Source organism: Cardiobacterium hominis (assembly GCF_900637305.1).
Taxonomy (GTDB): Bacteria; Pseudomonadota; Gammaproteobacteria; order Cardiobacteriales; family Cardiobacteriaceae; genus Cardiobacterium; species Cardiobacterium hominis.
On the sequence record NZ_LR134365.1, the window covers coordinates 916,605 to 934,388 of the forward strand.

General features: G+C 58.3%; 12 protein-coding genes and 1 pseudogene. 6 read left to right on the forward strand and 7 right to left on the reverse strand.

Features of this window, described 5'->3' with window-relative positions; all coding sequences use genetic code 11:
* Positions 1–172 precede the first annotated feature (172 nt).
* From EL199_RS04420 to EL199_RS04430, 3 genes are all read left to right on the forward strand, one after another.
* Positions 173–6,706: a YadA-like family protein gene (locus tag EL199_RS04420; RefSeq protein WP_004139124.1), complete on the forward strand. Its 6,534-nt coding sequence runs from the start codon at positions 173–175 to the stop codon at positions 6,704–6,706.
* Between the two features lie 11 nt (positions 6,707–6,717).
* Positions 6,718–7,488 (forward strand): OmpA family protein, encoded by a 771-nt coding sequence (locus tag EL199_RS04425; protein WP_004139125.1) that lies wholly within the window; start codon positions 6,718–6,720, stop codon positions 7,486–7,488.
* A 96-nt stretch (positions 7,489–7,584) separates the two neighbouring features.
* Positions 7,585–8,091 (forward strand): glycine zipper 2TM domain-containing protein, encoded by a 507-nt coding sequence (locus EL199_RS04430; protein WP_004139128.1) that lies wholly within the window; start codon positions 7,585–7,587, stop codon positions 8,089–8,091.
* Between the two features lie 68 nt (positions 8,092–8,159).
* On the opposite strand, the gene ung is transcribed toward EL199_RS04430, so the two are convergent.
* The 5 genes from ung to EL199_RS04450 form a co-directional block, all read right to left on the reverse strand.
* A complete protein-coding gene (ung, locus tag EL199_RS04435) occupies positions 8,160–8,858 on the reverse strand; it encodes a uracil-DNA glycosylase (protein WP_004139130.1) in 699 nt (232 codons plus the stop codon).
* 159 nt (positions 8,859–9,017) lie between these two features.
* Complete coding sequence (locus EL199_RS04440; RefSeq protein WP_004139132.1) at positions 9,018–10,151, reverse strand: glycerate kinase family protein; 1,134 nt, start codon at positions 10,149–10,151, stop codon at positions 9,018–9,020.
* Between the two features lie 72 nt (positions 10,152–10,223).
* Entirely contained in the window at positions 10,224–10,676 is a 453-nt protein-coding gene (locus EL199_RS04445) for a GNAT family N-acetyltransferase (RefSeq protein WP_004139134.1), read from the reverse strand.
* The gene (locus EL199_RS12825; protein WP_040354397.1) at positions 10,673–11,464 is read right to left on the reverse strand and encodes a hypothetical protein; all 792 of its coding nucleotides are present in this window, start codon (positions 11,462–11,464) and stop codon (positions 10,673–10,675) included. Before EL199_RS12825 ends, EL199_RS04445 begins: the two co-directional genes overlap by 4 nt.
* A 223-nt stretch (positions 11,465–11,687) precedes the next feature.
* Positions 11,688–13,037: a GntP family permease gene (locus EL199_RS04450; protein ID WP_004139138.1), complete on the reverse strand. Its 1,350-nt coding sequence runs from the start codon at positions 13,035–13,037 to the stop codon at positions 11,688–11,690.
* Here EL199_RS04450 and EL199_RS12830 point away from each other — a divergent pair.
* Genes EL199_RS12830 through EL199_RS04460 form a run of 3 tightly spaced genes read left to right on the forward strand, consistent with a single transcriptional unit; the run spans position 13,009 to position 15,806 of the window.
* Positions 13,009–13,347, forward strand: a complete 339-nt coding sequence (locus EL199_RS12830) for a hypothetical protein (protein WP_170166204.1) — start codon at positions 13,009–13,011, stop codon at positions 13,345–13,347. The genes EL199_RS04450 and EL199_RS12830 overlap by 29 nt on opposite strands.
* Positions 13,313–14,689, forward strand: a complete 1,377-nt coding sequence (locus EL199_RS04455) for a surface lipoprotein assembly modifier (protein WP_232008343.1) — start codon at positions 13,313–13,315, stop codon at positions 14,687–14,689. The genes EL199_RS12830 and EL199_RS04455 overlap by 35 nt, the downstream gene beginning before the upstream one ends.
* Positions 14,658–15,806, forward strand: coding sequence for a RelA/SpoT domain-containing protein (locus tag EL199_RS04460; protein WP_197719344.1), 1,149 nt, complete (start codon positions 14,658–14,660; stop codon positions 15,804–15,806). Before EL199_RS04455 ends, EL199_RS04460 begins: the two co-directional genes overlap by 32 nt.
* Before the next feature lie 170 nt (positions 15,807–15,976).
* Here EL199_RS04460 and EL199_RS04465 read toward each other — a convergent pair whose 3' ends face one another.
* Complete coding sequence (locus tag EL199_RS04465) at positions 15,977–16,846, reverse strand: iron chelate uptake ABC transporter family permease subunit (protein ID WP_004139152.1); 870 nt, start codon at positions 16,844–16,846, stop codon at positions 15,977–15,979.
* Positions 16,836–17,770 (reverse strand): annotated as a pseudogene (locus tag EL199_RS13625) (ABC transporter permease). Before EL199_RS13625 ends, EL199_RS04465 begins: the two are co-directional and overlap by 11 nt.
* Positions 17,771–17,784: the final 14 nt, after the last annotated feature.

Consider the following 17,784-nt stretch of genomic DNA (forward strand, 5'->3'; position numbering starts at 1 on the left):
TTTACGTGCCGGAAGCCGGAAAAACAACATGAAGCGGGTTGCGACCACGTGCAAAAGCGCACGGCAACCTGATGCTGTTAGCTGCCCTGCCGGACTGACCAACCCGCGGGCGGTAAACAGCAAGACACCGCTGCCATGCAGCCCTGAATCACTCGAGTGGAGTAAAACCCTTATGAACCATACGTACAAAACCCTTTACAACACTGCCCTCGGCGCTTGGGTCGCCGTGCCGGAAATCGCCCGCAACCGCGGCAAAGCCCCGCGCAGCTACCGCTATGCCAGTGGCGCGCACGCCTTTACCTTCGCCCGCACCGCACTGGCTTCCGCCTTGCTGCTCGTCGGCGGACAGGCATGGGCCGCCATTCCTGAGGGTACGGCAGCCAAGGCAACGGATATTGCCATTGGCACCGGCGCTTCTGCCGACTCGAAAATTTCCGGGGGCTATGGCAGCACGGCAGTCGGTACCAATGCCAAAGCCACTTCGCGGGATGACGTGGCCATTGGCTACGGTGCGGGTGCCAAAAGTGGCAGCGGGGCCAGTAGCGGCCGAAGCGGAGAGCGGGTGATGATTGGTGCCAATGCCAATGTCGGCTCAGACCGGGAAGTAAAAGACATCTATGTGGGTGGCACGATTAACAAAATTAGCCTGCAAGCAAAAGAAGTGGGGCAGGCGGTAGCCATTGGTGGCGGTACTGGCGTCCAAAAAGAACACCACACCTATGCCTATGGTGAGCAGTCGCTTGCCATCGGTAGCGATACCCTTGCCTATGGGGACAGTTCAGTCGCCATCGGTGGCGATGACCTGGATCAGGCAGGGAGTCAGCAGACTACCTATATCGACCCCAATAGCGGCGCGCAGACAACCGGCACGGTACGGCAGGCTTATCAAGCCCTGACCGGCGACACCATGCAATCCGGCGTATATGCCAAAACCGTCTCCAAACAGGCGGCGGTGGCGGTGGGCGTGCAGGCGCAGGCGGCGGATTTGGGCGTTGCGCTCGGTGCCAAATCGGGGGCGGCTAACACCAACAGTGTCGCCATCGGTACCGGCGCGCAGGCGACACTCGACAACGCTGTTGCCATCGGTGGCGGCTCCAAAACCCTGGAAGCGGGAACGAAGCAGGAATCCACAACCATCAATGGCGTCACCTATAACTGGGCGGGCGGCGGCAAGACGCTGCCGGGCGACATCGTTTCCTTTGGCGCAACAGGCTACGAGCGGCAGCTGAAACACGTCGCGGCGGGCGAAGTGAGCGCCACCAGCACCGATGCCATCAACGGCAGCCAGCTTTATGCCGTCGCCGAAAAAACGCAGACGCACTACTACAGCGTCAATGACGGCGGTACCCGTGGCGGCAACTACAACAACGACGGCGCAACGGGCAGCAATTCCCTGGCCGCGGGCGTGGGCGCGGTTGCCAGCGCAAAAAACACCGTTGCCGCCGGTTACAACGCGCAGGCAACCAATGACGGCGCGGTTGCCGTGGGCGCAAACACCAGTGCCACCAACGCTTCCACCGCATTGGGCGATGGCTCCAAAGCCACAGGCGAAAACGCTACCGCGCTGGGCTGGAACGCCAACGCTGCTGGCCGCGCCGATGTGTTTATCGGCAAGCAAGCAGGAAAAGGCGCCGACAACACCAGCAATTTCAGTAATATCGGTATCGGCGAAGGCGCAGTACGCAATGCGGGCGGCGCAGCAAAAGATGTCAACAACATCATCGGTATCGGCACTGGCGCGGCAGAGGGCATTCAAGCCAACCATAATATCGCCATGGGCGCGCATGCCAACGGCACTGGCGCGGGCGCGGCTGCCGTTACCACAACTAACAACGTTGCCATTGGCGAACGCACCCGCGCCAGCGGCGGCAACGCCATTGCCATCGGCAACCGCACCAAAGCGGAAGGACTGGCAGCCATCGCCCTCGGCGTCGGCGCAGATGCCAAAGGACAAAACGGCTTTGCCGCCGGGCAAAACACCGTGGCAAGCGCGTCTGGCACGGTTGCCATTGGCGGCTCCGCCAATCCGGGCAATGGCGCCACCGCCAGCAGCGTGCAGGCGGTCGCCATCGGCCAATTAAGCAAGGCAAGCGGCAACAAGACCACCGCCGTCGGTGCAGAAGCCAATGCCAGCGGACTCAATTCAACTGCACTCGGTACCGGCGCCAGCACCGCCGGGGGATTGGGCGGCCTGAATGCCGTTGCCGTCGGCGCGAAAGCCACCGCCAACGCGGGCAGTACCACTGCCGTCGGTGCGGCGGCGCAGGCAAGCGGCATCAATGCTGCCGCCTTTGGCGCGGGCGCGCAGGCGGGGACGAAAGGCACGGCGGTGGGCTACAACGCGGTCGTAACCCACAACGGCGCGGTTGCCCTCGGTGCGGATTCCGTCAGCAGCGCCACCTTTGGCCCGGTTCCCAACGCCACCATCAACGGCATCACCTATGGCAACTTTGCCGCCGCCAACGTCAATGCCACCGTCAGCGTCGGCAGCGCGGGCAACGAACGCGCCATCACCAACGTCGGCGCCGGGCGCATCAATGCCAACAGTACCGATGCGATTAACGGCAGCCAGCTCTATGCCATCACCAACCAGTTGCAGGCGGGGCAGACCCACTACTACAGCGTTAATGACGGCGGCAACCAGGGCGGCAACTACAACAACGACGGCGCCACCGCCGCCAACACACTGGCCGCCGGGGTCAATGCCAAGGCGGGCAGCAGCAATTCCGTAGCGATGGGCGACGGTGCGGATACCTCAAACTTTGCCAACGGGCAGAACAAAGGGCTGAACACCGCTATCGGTAGCAACGCCAAAATCGGTGCCAAAGGGAAAACCAGTTGGGAAGCAACCGCCGTCGGTGCCGATACCGTCGCAGAAGGAGTGCGCACCACCGCTATCGGCTATGGCGCCAGCGCAACCGAATACTATGCCACCGCCATTGGTTACAAAAGCACGGCGCCGGAATGGCACGCGCTGGCCATTGGCAGCCAGGCGACCGTCGCGCCTGCGGCGACCACTGATGTTGCCGCGGCGCAGGCGATTACCACCAATCTGACCAACGTCAGAGACGCTTCCAAATCGGCGGCAGCAATCGCTATCGGGCGCCAGGCAACCGCCGCCGGTTACGGCGCCATCGCGCAAGGCCTGAATACCCAAGCGACTACCGCTTACGCCACCGCCATTGGCGCCAATGCCAAGGCGAGCAAAGTCGGCAGCACCGCCTTTGGTGCTTACGCCGTCGCCGAAGCGGATTCCAGCGTTGCTTTGGGACGCTACAGCCATGCCGACCGCGAAAAGCTGGAAGGCTCGCCAACGCTGGGCGCTGACCCCTTGGGTGTCGGCGCGCAAGCCGGCTCGCTGACCTGGCAATCTAACGCGGGCGCAGTATCGGTGGGCAGCTCAAACAACCGCAACTACGCTGGTGTTGACGTACCGAAAACGACGCGGCAAATCATCAACCTCGCCGCTGGTTCGGCAGATACCGATGCGGTAAACGTCGCGCAATTAAAAGCGGCGGGATTCAATCTGGCGGTATCGCAAAGCGGCGGTACTTCCGCTGACAAAACCGTGAATGCCGCCGACAAAAAAATCAACAATGGTAAAACGCTGACCTTTGACGCGGGCAACGGTATCGACCTGCAACAGGATGGCGGCAAAATCACCATTGCCACCAATGCGCAGGCGATTACCGACAATGCGCAATTGCCGGTGGTTTATACCAAGGCGGATGGCAGCAAGGTTTACAAGCGCGACAACAAATTCTATGACGCGCCCGTCGGCGGCAATGAGGTTGCCGCAGCGGATGTGATTGCCTCAATGCAAAATGCCGCAGGTTCGACCAGCAAGCCGACCACGCTTGCCAACGTCGCCAGTAACTTTGCCGATACGGCCAATGTAACAAGCAATCCGGCAAACAATGCGCGCGCGGATTTCGCCAATAAAGGCAATAACGCTGCGACCGTCAATGATGTGCTCAATGCCGGGTTCAATGTGCAGGGCAATGGTGTGGCAAAAGACTTCGTTACCCACGGCGACACCATCAATTTCGCCAACGGGCGCGGCACGGTTGCCAATGTTTCCACTGACCAGACCACAGGCACAACCACGGTGAAATTCGATACGCCGCTGGAATATCAGGACACAAGTGGCAATGCTTCCACAACGCCGACCAACACCGTCAAACTGGTCGGCGGAGATGCCAACAAGCCCGTTACCTTGCAGAATGTTGCCGCAGGTACAAACGACACCGATGCGGTAAACGTATCGCAACTCAATGAGGTAAAAACGACTGCCAACAAAGGCTGGAATGTGCAAACCAATGGCAGCGGCACGACCAATGTCGCGCCGGGCGATACCGTGAATTTCAAAAACGGCACGAACATTGCCATTACCCATACCGGCAAGGAAATTACCATTGCCACCAATCCGAATCTCACCGCGGACAGTCTGACCATCAATAACGGTGGCCCGGTTATCAATAACGGCGGTATCAATATGGGGAATAAAAGTATCAATAACATGGCGGATGGAAATATCGCCAATGGCAGCAAAGAAGCCGTTAATGGCGGGCAATTGTTCCAGACCAACCAGAAAGTGGATGCCAATACCGCCAATATTGCCAAAGGTATCAATTTTGGCGGCACCAGCGGCGCCAACAAATACCAGCTTGGCGATACCATCAACGTAAAAGGTGACAACAATATCACCAGCACGACGGTTAATGGTGGTGTCCAATTAGGGCTTAAAGACACTATTACCGTGGGCCCGGCAAATGGCGGTAATCCGGTTACTATTAATGGTAACGCGGGAACAGTGGGCGGCCTTTCCAATAAAACCTGGAATCCGAACAGCATCGTCAGCGGCCAGGCCGCTACCGAAGACCAGTTAAAGGCGGTGGCGACGGAAGCGGCGAAAAAAGGCAGCTTTACCCTGACCGCACAAGGCGCCAATGGTTCTACCGTGGGCGATGGCGCAACCGTTGATTTGAAAAATACTGATGGCAATATCGTGGTGAGTAAAAACGCGACAAGTAATGACGTCACTTTTAATCTTGCCAAAGATATTAAGGTCGATAGCGTCAAGGCGGGTGATTCCACCATCAATAACGACGGGCTAAAAATTACTGGTGGGCCGAGCGTTACTAAAACCGGCATTGATGCGGCAGACAAAAAAATTACCAATGTTGCCGACGGAAATATTGCTGCGGGCAGCAAGGACGCCGTCAATGGCGGGCAATTGCACAATGAAATCAGCAAGCTCAATACCAATATTGCAGCGGCAAAAACCGAAGTGCAATCTACGGACAAATCGGTAACGGTTGATGGCAGCAAAAAGAATCCGACAACAGGCGCGACGATTTATGACTTGTCCGTGAATACTGATGGTACGACCATTACCAAAGACGCAAATGGCAAAATAAAGGCCAATACCACCACGCTCACCACCACTGCGGGCAAAGTGAACACACCTGCGGCAGCAGACGCGGGCAAATTGATGACCGCCGGTGAGATTGCCAATGCCATCAACAATTCCGGTTTTACCCTGACCACCAGCGCATCCAGCGGTACGGTAAGCGGCACGAGCAACCAGTTGATTAACCCCGGCAATACCATGACCCTTGATGCGGGCAAAAATATCAACATCATTCAGGATGGCAGAAAAGTGACGGTTGCAACCAAAGACCAGGTTGAATTTACCCAGGTTACTACCACCGATGCCGCAGGCAATAAAACGGTCACCAACGGCAATGGCGTCACCATCACGCCGGCGGCAGGCGGCGGCAATCCGGTCAGCCTGACCAACAATGGCCTGGATAATGGTGGCAACAAAATCACCAACGTCGCCGATGGTGTTGCCGATAGCGATGCCGCCAATGTGAAGCAGGTGAAAGCGGCGCGCACCGAAGTGAAAGCAGGCACCAATATCGCCAGCGTTGATAAAACACAAGCGAATGATGGCCACGATATTTATACCGTCAATGCCAAAGGGACGACCGTCTCCGGCGCGGGCGATGTCATCGTCACCGCGACCAATACCGGCGGCAATGTCACCAATTACGAAGTCAGCCTTTCCAATGGCACCAAACAGGATATTGGCAAGGGCGTGCAGGCGCTCAACATCGTGCAAACGCAGGGACTGACGTTTCATGGCGACAGCGGCTCGACCGGCGTGAAAAAGCTGGGCGACAGCGTTGCCATCATGGGCGATGGCAATATCAGGACCGCAGCGGATGCGGGCGGTGTCCAGGTGAAACTGAACCCGGATGTGAACGTCAATAGCGTCACCACCGGCGACACCCGGATGAGCGATGCGGGCGTGGCGATTAACAACGGCCCAAGCATGACCAAGCAGGGCATTGACGCGGGCAATCTGCCCATTCGTAACGTTGCGCCGGGACGGATTGCGCGCGACAGCCGCGATGCGGTCAATGGCGCGCAGCTATACGCGCTCGGCCGTCATGTCGATAACGTGGACAAGCGCGCGAAAGCCGGTACCGCGTCGGCGATTGCCACCGCCGGTTTGCCGCAGGCGTACCGCCCGGGCGCGAGTATGGTCGCCGCCGCCGGTGGCTATTACGACGGGCAGAGCGCGGTCGCGATTGGTGTTTCCACCATCAGCGACAACGGCAAGTGGATTATCAAGGGCGCGGCGAACGTGAACAGCAAAGAAGCGGGCGCCGTCGTCGGCATTGGCTACCAGTGGTAAGGAGTCTTCTCATGAAAAAATCGTTATTCGTCCTGCTTGCCGCCGTTGCGCTGGCGGGCTGTACTTCCACCGTCAGCAAGAATGTGCGCGCCGATGGCAGCGTTGGCGAGCTGGTCTGGCCGTCGCAGAAAGACAGCTGGCGCGATGAGGCGCTGCGCCTGCCGTCGCCGACGATTGCTGCGGTCAAAGTGGGGCTTGAGCGCAAGAATGTCTTTGCCCTGCTCGACGTGCCACATTTCCGCGAAATCAACGGCGCGCGCGAATGGAACTATATTCTGCAACGCCCGGAATATACGCGGGAAAATCAGGCGGTCTGCCATTTGAAGCTGATTTATAGCGACGATGACCGCATCGCCGCGATGTACTGGTTGCCAGAGGATTGCGCTACGGTGTATGGCGAACCCGCCGCGCCGTACCGCCTTGCCGCCGATGCGCTTTTTGCCTTCGATACCGCGACGCTGCGTCCGGAAGCAGACCGGGCGCTTGCCGACCTGCTGGCGAAAGTGCGCGCGCATGGCGATACGGGTGAGGTGCGCGTGGATGGCTTTACCGACCGCTTGGGGAGCGCCACCTATAACCGCGAGCTGTCGCAGGCGCGGGCAGATGCGGTGAAAAATTATTTGGTGCGTGGCGGCATTGCCGCCAGCCGCATCCGCGCTGCCGGGCTGGGTAGCAGTCAGCCGCTTGCGCATTGTGCGGACAGTCTGCCGCGCGGCGAGCTCATCGCCTGTCTGCAACCCGACCGCCGCGTGGAAGTCACAGTCAGTAGCGCAGCGCGTTAAAAATTTCTGGAAAAAGTATGGTTTTCCAATGACTTGAACGGCTATAATTCGCCGCCTTAAAACCCCTCAATCCCTTCAAACAATGGAGCTTTTCTTATGAAGAAATACAAAAACGGCGCGCTGGCGCTGGCGCTGGTGCTTGCCGTCTCGCTCAGCGCTTGCGGCATCAACCACGGCGACCGCATGGATTACAACCTGATTAATTCCATCCAGCGTGGCGTGACGACTGAAGCGCAAATCCGCTCGATGTTCGGCGAGCCGGTTTCCGTGCAAACCAACCAGAAGCTCGGCATCAAGAAGCTGGTCTATGCCTACCGCAACGATGACAGCATGAAGAAATCCGCAGCCGGTCTCGGCGGCGCGCTGCTCGGTGGCCTGCTCGGCAGCCAGATTGGCGGCGGCACTGGCGAAGCGATTGCGACCGGCGTCGGCGGCGCGGCGGGCGGCCTGATTGGCGACAATATGGTTACCGCACGCGAGGAATCGCAAATGCTGGAAGTCGATATTTCACTTGCTACCGGCAAGGTCAGCGACTACAACTTCACCGAAGAGAAAAACCGCACGCAAAGCTGGGGCGTCAACAAAGGCGTTTCTCCGCTCTAATCCGCTTGCGGATAGAAAAAAAACCGGACTGCACAGTCCGGTTTTTTTTGTGGGCGAGGGCAGGGCGCTTAAATCTGCCAGTTAATCGGTGCTTCGCCGCGCGCTTCCAGAATCTGGTTGGCGCTCAGGAAGTGTGAGCAGCCGATGAAACCGTTGCCTGCCAGCGGCGAGGGGTGGACGGAGGTGAGGATGTAGTGTTTGTCGGCGTCAATGAGGCGGATTTTTTCTTTGGCGAAGTTGCCCCAGAGCATGAAGATGAGGTCGCTACGTTCGCGTGAGAGCTGCTCGATGACGGCGTTGGTAAAGAGTTGCCAGCCGATGCGGCTGTGGCTGCCTGCTTTGCCGCGTTCGACGGTCAGGCTGGCGTTGAGCAGCAGTACGCCCTGATCGGCCCAGGCGCTGAGGTCGCCGTGGTTGGGGATGGTGAAGCCGGGGATGCTGCGCGCCAGTTCTTTGTAGATGTTTTGTAGTGAGGGCGGGATGCGCACGCCTTGCGGCACGGAGAAGGACAGTCCCATCGCCTGCCCCGGCTGGTGGTAGGGGTCTTGTCCCAGGATGACGACGCGCACGCGGTCGTAAGGGGTGCGGTTGAAGGCGTTGAAGATGAGTTTGCCTGGCGGATAGATGGGGATGTGTGCGTCTTTGGCGTCTATCAGGATTTGTTTGATGCGGGCAAAGTAGGGTTTGGTAAATTCGTCGTAGAGGGCGGTTTTCCAACCGGTTTCGATTTGGACGTCGTCAGGGTTTATTGTGATTTCAGAGCTCATGTTTTTCTTGTGGAATGGTAAGAAATGCAGGGCGCGATTGTGCCACACGCCCCGCACGCTGGCAAAGGGTTTGCGGCGGTTTGGACGCGGTGGTGGCGGGGTTTCGGCAACCCATGCAACGCCGTACAGCGTTTATCAATGAAGCGGTACCGGAGGCGCTTAAATCTGCCCGCCCAACGCCAGTACGGCTGCGATTTGTCGCGCGGTGCGTTCGAGGTTTTCGCCGCCTTGGGCGAGGGTTTTGTCCAGCGGGGCGAGGGCTGCGATGGAGGGGAAGATGGCGGTGAAGCCTTCGTCGGTGAGGGTTTCGGCGCCCGCGCCGAGGACGCCAGCGATGGCTATCACGGGTACGCCGTGTTGTTGGGCGAGGCGCAGGACGCCAAGCGGGACTTTGCCGAGGCGGGTTTGGCCGTCCAAGCGGCCTTCGCCGGTGATGACGAGGTCGGCGTCCTGGAGCGCTGCGGCCAAGCCTGCAGCCTGCATGACGAGGCCGATGCCGGAGGTGAGGCGGGCGCCGAGGAGTGCCAATGCGTAACCCAGTCCGCCGGCCGCGCCTGCGCCGGGTTGTTCGCGCTGGTCGGGCAGACCGCTGGCGGTGAGGACGGCGGCGTAGTGGGCAAGCGCCGCGTCCAGTTTGGCGACGGCGGCGGCATCCGCGCCTTTTTGCGGGCCGAAGATGGCGCTGGCGCCGTTTGTGCCGCAGAGCGGGTTGTTGACGTCGCAGGCGACGTCGAGGGTGACGGTTTGTAGTGCCGGATGCAGGCCGCTGAAATCGGCATGGTGGAGGCGGGCCAGTGCGGCGCCGCCGCGCGGCAGTTCGTGGCCGTTTGCATCGTACAGGTGCGCGCCGAGTGCTTGTAGCATACCGGCGCCGCCGTCGTTGGTGGCGCTGCCGCCGATGCCGAGGATGATGTGGCGGCTGCCGTGGTCAAGTGCGTGGCAGAGCATTTCGCCGACGCCGTAGGTGCTGGTGTGGCGCGGGTTGCGTTCGGAGGGGGTGAGGCGGTGTAGTCCCGCCGCTTCTGCCATTTCCATGACGGCGCTGCCGTCCGGCAGGCGGCCGTAGCAGGCGGTGATGGCGCGGCCGAGCGGGTCTTGTACGGTGATGTTTTGCCAGTCGCCGCCACGGGCGGCGACCAGCGCGGCGGTGGTGCCTTCGCCGCCGTCCGCCATCGGCAGGATGCGGCAGTCGGCGTGCGGATAGATGGCGCGGAAGCCGCGGGCGACGGCGGCGCAGGCGTCGGCAGCGCTGAGGCTTTCTTTGTAGGAGTCGAGGGCGATGACGAGGTTCATGGGAGGCTCCGGTTGGTTGGGCGTGGAAGGGGGTTGTAATTGGAGCGGTTCCGGGCGGCGGTTTTCCCGCCGTTATGGCAGTTTTTTGTGGTAGAGGTAATCGCGGTCGTGGATGCCTTCGTCTGTGGTTTCTTGCAGGGTGTAGCCGTATTTTTCGTAGAGGCCGTGGTGTTGTGTGGCGAGGTACACCGTGTTGTCACCGCGTTCGCGCAAGCGTTGTTCCAGGTGCTCGATGATTTTTCCGGACAGCCGCTGTCCCCGTGCCTTGGGGTCGATGTAGAGGAATGATATCCACGGTTTGAGTTGCGGGCGCGGCAGGTAGTCTTGCTCGGTAATCGCGCCGAAGCCGATGATTTTTCCGTCGGCTTCGGCAATGTGTAATTCGGCGCTTTCGCCGTAGGTGGCGGTAAAGGCGCCGCGCCTGAGGAGTTCCGCCAGGTGTTTTCCCGCGCCCCATTCGATGTGTTCTAGGTAGGCGATGAGGTGTTCCGGGTGTTTTTGTTGTCGGTATTCGCTGATTTTCATCGTGGCTCTTTTTCGCGCAGGATTTGCAGGATGCGTTCGCGTTGGGCGGGGGTGAGGTTTTCCAGCTGGCGCAGGATGTCTGTCTCGGTGTTTGTGTCGGGGCGGACGGCGATGCGCGGCGGGGTCGCCTGCCATTTTTGGTAGTCGTCGCGGTACGGCGCGCCGAGTTTTTCGAGCAGGCCGGCGATTTCGGCGTGACGCGCGGGGTCAAGCGCACCGCGTGCGAGGGTTTCGTTGATGAGGCGGTGGGCGGCGGCTTCGCGCGCGGCATCAGGGCTGCCCAGTTGGCGGTCGGCATAGACGAGTTTGAGGGTATCGAGCAGGAGAGCGCCGTTGTTACTCGCGCTGCGGCTGCCGTCGCGGCCGGCAAAGAGGTTCAGGATGCTGTCGAGGGTGAAGCCGTCCGGCTGTTTTTCCAGTTCGCGCAGGGTGTTCAGCGCGCGCACGAAGTCGATGGTGCGGCTTTCGCCGCGCCGGTCTTGCAGGTCGTTGAGCAGGGTGGCGATGCGGTCGCTGTCGAGGCTGCCGTCTGCTTTGGTGATGTCCCGCAGTCCCTGCTGGAGTTGCTGGACGTTGGCTTCGAGGCGGACGAGGTCTTCGTGGCTCAGGCGTTCTCCGCCAAAGGGGTGACCGCTGCGGTCGGCCGCATCAGCCGCGCCTTCGTAAGCGCCGATGAGGATGTGGACGAGGTCGGCGGGCTGGATGTCGTCGCGCGTGTTGTCGGCGGCGATGGCGGGCAGGCAGGCGAGGGCAAGGGCGCAACAGGCGGTGTGCAGGGGACGGGTCATGCGGTTCTCCGGTATGAGGGTTGCGCGGCATTATAGGCGATCGCCTGTGCTGTCGGGGTTAAGAGCCTGTTCGAATTCTCCCGCCCTCGCAGGGCGAAGCCCGCAGCGGGGGAGGGGCGGGGAGGGGGTGAGTGTATTGTTTATGATCTGAAATTCCGGTTTGTTTAAGGCGTGGTTTACATACACCTGAGCGCTCAAGGTGTATGTAAACCGGTTGGCTGCGCTACAGCATCACCCACGCCAACAGCCAAATCCAGAAGATGCCGCTGATGCCTTGGATAGCGGTGGCGGCAGTTTGCGTGCGGTAGCCCTGGCCGACGCTCATCCGGCTGAACTGGGTAACGACCCAGAAGAAGCTGTCGTTGGCATGCGAAACGGTCATCGCGCCCGCGCCAATCGCCATCAGGCAGAGGACGCGCCCCATTTCGCTGTCCAGCCCCATTTGACCGAGCAGCGGCGCGACGATGCTGGAGGCGGTGACGAGGGCGACGGTCGTCGAACCTTGCGCCGATTTAAGCGCGGCGGCGACGATGAACGGCATGAAAATGCCGACCCCGCTGCTGCTCAGGGCGCTGCCAAGATAACTGCTGACCGGCGTTTCCTTGAGAATCGCGCCGAAAGCGCCGCCCGCGCCGGTAATCAGCAAAATGGGCGCGGAAACCGTCAGGCCGTTGCCGATGATGGCGCTGATGCGCGCGGTCTTATCCTCGCCACGGATGAGGGTGAAAGAAAGAAAAGTGCCGATGAGCAGGGCGTTGAGCGGCGTGCCGAAGAAGTTGAACACCTGTGCGGCCGCGCCGTCGCCGAACGGATGCGTCGGGAAAGCGGCGACCGAGCCGAGACAAATGAGCACAATCGGCACGACAATCGGCATGAACGCCAGCGCGGGCGGCAGCGGCTCGCCATAACCGTCACGGATGGCTTGCGCGCGGGCATCATCGGCAGGATTGCTGACCAGACCATCCGGCTGCTCATGCAAAAAGCGGTTCGCCCACAGCCAGCCCGCGACAATCGGCACGACGGCAACGAGCAGCCCCACACCAATCACCAGACCAAGCTGATCACTCAAATCCAAATTGCCCGCGGCAGAAATCGGCCCTGGCGTCGGCGGCACGAACGTATGCGTCGCGTACAGCCCCGTCGCCAGCGCGACACTCATCGCCACCGACGACACCTTCATCCGCGCCGCCAGCGACTCCTTCAAAGAATGCAAAATAACGAAGCCGGAATCACAAAAAACCGGAATAGAAACCATCGCGCCGACAATACTCATCGCCAGCGTCGGAAACCTCGGCCCGATAAACCGCACCACCGTTTCCGCCATCACCAGCGCCGCCCCCGTTTTCTCCAGCACCAGACCAATAATCGTGCCGAGGACAATCACCAGCCCAATCGAGCCGAGAATACCGCCGAACCCCGTGCCAATCGTTTTGGCAATCCCCGCAGCAGGCAGACCATAACAAAAAGCCGTAAGAAAACAGGCGAGAATCAAGACAAGAAAAGGATGCCATTTCAACCTGGCAGTGGCCAAGACAATAAAGACTATGACCAACAATAACCACAGAACGATCATAAAAGCCTCCCATGTGAAAAACTGGACACATTATCCTCGCGCACACACAGAAGAACAACAGAAAAACACAAAACCACAAAACCAAAAAAAAACATCAGGATATACCCACATCCGAACACCCAACCCGCATACCAAAACCACCCGCCGTGAAAAAAAAGGAAACAGCATAAAATACAAGCGGGAAGTGTATACTTGCGCCTCATTTTTGCCCGAACAGAGAACAACCAATGCGACTGATCCCCCTGATAACCCTAACCTTATTCAGCAGCATAGCCGTGGCGCAGAACGTCCCGCCCGCGCCAGTACGTGACACCGCCACGCCGGACGAAAAACTGCCCGACACCGCCGAACGCGCCGCCGCCGACAAAAACCAGGCGCGCCAACAAAACGCCCAAGTCCTGCAAGTCACCGAAGCCGAACTGCTCGCCGACCCGCCGCTGCTCGCCAACGCCCTCGACAGCGCCATCATCAACGGCGACGCCGACGCCGTCGCCATGCTATTGCCCATCTACCGCAAACTGCCCGCCGACAAACAAGACAAAATGCTGCTGCGCTTTGGCGAAGCCATGAAAGCGCGCGCCGACGGCGACCTCAGCCGCGCCATCGCCCGCCTGCGCGAAATGATTGCCGAAGACCCCAGCCTGCAACCCGTGCGCCTGCACCTTGCCATGGCACTACTCGCCGACCATCAGGACGAAGCCGCGCGCACCCAGCTCGAAAAACTGCGCTCGGACGAACTGCCGGAAGACATCCGCAACATCGTCAGCCAAGCGCTGGATACCCTGCGCGAACGCCAAAGCTGGACCTTCAACGCCAGCGGCTACTACCGCCACGACAAAAACATCAACGACGCGCCGCGCCAACGCGAACGCCAAGTCGGCAACGGCAAATGGACCTTCCCCGAACGCAAAAGCGCGCACGGCGTACACTTCGACGTCTCCGCCGAACGCCGCATCCCCATCCACAACGGCTTCTACGGCCAAGTAGAAGCGGGCATCAATGGCGACTGGTTCTGGGACGCGCACAACTTCGACGACTTCCGCCTGCGCACCGGCGCTGGCGTAGGCTGGCAAAACTCGCGCTGGGACATCAGCCTCACCCCCTTCATCCAGCGCCGCATCTACTCCAACAAAGGCTACTCCACCAACTTCGGCACCGACGCCAACATCTCCTACTGGCTCACCCCGCGCTGGCGCCTGAGCAGCTCGATGCAGGCCATGCACAAAAACCACGACACCCGCCGCTGGCTGAACGGCAACCAATACTACGGCAGCCTGAACGTCCTCTTTGCGCCGAACGCGCGCCAATACTGGTTCGCCGGAGCGAACGCCATGCGCAGCCAGGCAAGAGACAGCTCGGACGCCTTCAAACGCTACGGCATCAGCGCCGGCTGGGGACAAGAATGGGGCTGGGGCATGTCCAGCCGCCTGAGCGGCAACTTTGCCTACCGTCCGTATGACAGCAAAGACTTCTTCGGCATCGTGCGCAAAGACCACGAATACGGCGCCACCCTCAGCCTCTGGAACCGCAACCTCTACTTCTGGGGCATCACCCCGCGCCTGACCTTCTCCTGGGACAAAACCAAGAGCAACCACTTCTATTACGACAACCACAATATGGATGTCTATCTGGAGTTTAGTAAGTCATTTTGAGGATAGAGAAACAGCGCCGGATGGCGCTGTTTTTAAACATTGTGAAAAAGTTGGTATTCATATGAATTTACATGGAAGAAAATATTCTAAAGAACAGATTAATAGAAGTGGCTCTTATCTAGCTCAAAAAGATATTAATTTGGTTGATGAAATTGAGCTGGATAATCACTGGGAGGTGTTTAATTATTGGAGATCATTACATGCGTATGTAATGAATGTTATATATGTAAATTTAAAGTGGCGGGTATCTAAAATGGATATAACAAGTGTTATAATTGCCCAACGTCTTAAAAGAGCCCCATCTATACTAAGTAAGCTAAATCGTTTTCCTAAAATGCAATTGTCTAGAATGCAAGATATTGCTGGGGTTAGAATTATTGTTAAAGATATTCCAGACATTTATAAGGTTAGAGATAATATTTACAAACAGTTTCCCCATGATATTTATCATGAAAAAAATTACATTAATGAGCCTAAGTCTGACGGTTATAGAAGTTTACACATAACTTTTAAAGTAGACAATCTGACAAAAACAGAATTTAATGGATTGAATGTTGAGTTGCAAATAAGGACAAAATTGCAACATCAATGGGCTACAGCTGTTGAAATCATAGGATTATATAAGAAAGAATCATATAAATCAGGCTTGGGAGATGATAAGACTAGAGAATTTTTATGTCTATGTAGCAATCTGTTTGCAATAAGCGAAAATACACCAATTGATGAAAAATATCATAATAAAAATAAAAATGATTTGTGCAAGGATCTAAAAAAGTTAAATGAAGAGTTAAAGGTGCTTGACTATTTAAGTGGGTTAACAGTTTTTGCGGATAAACAAAAGCAAATAATAAAAAATAAAAAAATCAAATTTTGTTTAATCTTACTAAAGTTAGATGAAAGAAGACTAAATGTAAGCCCTTTTGACAATATAGAGGAAGCAAAGAAATCATATGCTATCTTAGAAAAGGAAATTGCCAAAAGTAAAAAGAATTGGGACGTCGTATTAATTTCTATAGACGATATAAAAGCTCTAAAAAAAGCCTATCCAAATTACTATTTAGATTCCAAAGAATTTGTTCAATCAGTTGCGGGGTTTATTAAGAGAGTAGCATCTTAGATGCAATAATATAATTTATGATTTTTGTAGATACGATATAACCCAAGTAAGGGTTTCTATGATGTTGGCCATAAATGAACAACCTACATTTGCTGTTATCCACGACTGTAGTTCCCGCCATTCAGCCCATGAAAAACCGCCTTTCGGCGGTTTTTTTACAAGCAACATTTTCAGAAATAGAGACACACCCTTCTCCCGTCGTGGCTTAGCATTTCCACGTCCATGTCGTAGAGCGCGCTGATGTTTGCGCCGCTCAGCACTTCGTTGGTGGTGCCGCTGTGGCGGATGCGGCCGTGCTGCATGGCGACGACGTGGTCGGCGTAGTGCGCGGCGTAGTTGATGTCGTGCAGGACGACGAGGATGGTTTTGCCGTAGTCGTCCACCGCTTGTCGCAGGTTCGCCATCAGGTTGCGCGCGTAGTGCATGTCGAGGTTGTTCAGCGGCTCATCGAGCAGGATGTAATCGGTGTCTTGGGCGAAGGTCATCGCGACCAGCGCGCGTTGTCGTTGTCCGCCGGAGAGGGCGTCGATGTAGGTATGGCGCAGGTCGGTGAGGTCAAAGTAGGCGAGGGTGCTGTGGATGATGTCGCGGTCGTGCGCGCGCGGACGGCCGCGATGGTAGGGGAAGCGGGCGAAGGTCAGCAACTCTTCGATGGTGAGGCGGCTCATGAAGCGGGTTTGTTGTTGCAAGATGGCGAGTTTGCGCGCAATGGCGCGGCTGTCGCTTGTGGCGATGTCGGGGGTATCGACGCGGATGCTGCCGCTTTGCAACGGGTTCAGGCGGGCGATGAGCGAGAGCAGGGTGCTTTTGCCCGCGCTGTTGGGGCCGATGATGGACGGGGTGAGGATGCGGTTGGCGGTGAGCGTTTGGAAAACCATGGTCGCGCTGGCAATGGCGCTGCCGACGAGCAGCATCGCCAGCAGTTTCTGGCCGCGATAGGGCAGGACGAAGCCCCAGTTGCCCTCGGCGCGATAGCAAAGGTAGAAGATGATGCCGCCGCAGACGATGGCGGCGAGCGCGAGCAGGCGTTTATGCGGCATGGCGCACCGGTTTGAGCAGCAGATAGAAGAAAAGCACCGCGCCGATGATGCCGAAGACGGTACTCACCGGCACTTCGTAGGGATAGCGGACGAGGCGAGCGATGATGTCGGCGATGAGCAGGAGTAGCGCGCCAAGCCAGGCGACCCAGGGCAGGCTGCGGCGCAGGTTGTCGCCGCTGAAACGGCGGACGATGTTCGGCATCACCAGCCCCAAAAAGGCGATGCTGCCGACAGTAATCACCACCAGCGCCGTCATCAGCGACACCGCCGCCATTGCCAGCACCACCAGTTGGCGGTAGGGCAGGCCGAGCGATTTGCTCATCTGCTCGCCCATGCCGATGATGGTGAGGCGGTCGGCGAACCAGTAGAGCAACGCGGCAATCGCGCCGCCGAGCCAGAGCAACTCATAGCGGCCGCGCAGCACCGCGGAAAAATCGCCGGAAAGCCAGGTAGTGAGCAGTTGCAGCGCCTCATACTGATAGGCGAAGAAAAAGGGGCGATAGAGGCGATGATGCTGCCGTAAATCAGGCCGACCAGCGGCAACAGCAGCGGTTCCTGCGGCGGCACGCGGCGGGCGATGGCGAGAAAACCGAGCATGGCGGCAAAGGCACAGCTTGCTGCGACCGCCATATTGGCAAGCAGCGGCCAATGCGGCGTGAGCAGGGTAGTGGCGACGATGCCGAGCATCGCCCCTTGTGCGGTGCCGGCGGTATTTGGCTCAACGAAGCGGTTATGCACGGCAAGCTGCATGATGAGTCCGGCGACGGAAAGGCTGGCGCCGACCAGCACGATGGCAAGGGTGCGCGGCAGGCGGCTAATCCAAAACAGCGACCAGTCGAGGTTTTTGACGCCGATGGCGATGCTGACGGCCATTGCGATCAGCAGGGCGAGAACGGCGAGCAGGGGGCGGGTGTAGCGGGGCATATGTAAATATGGCG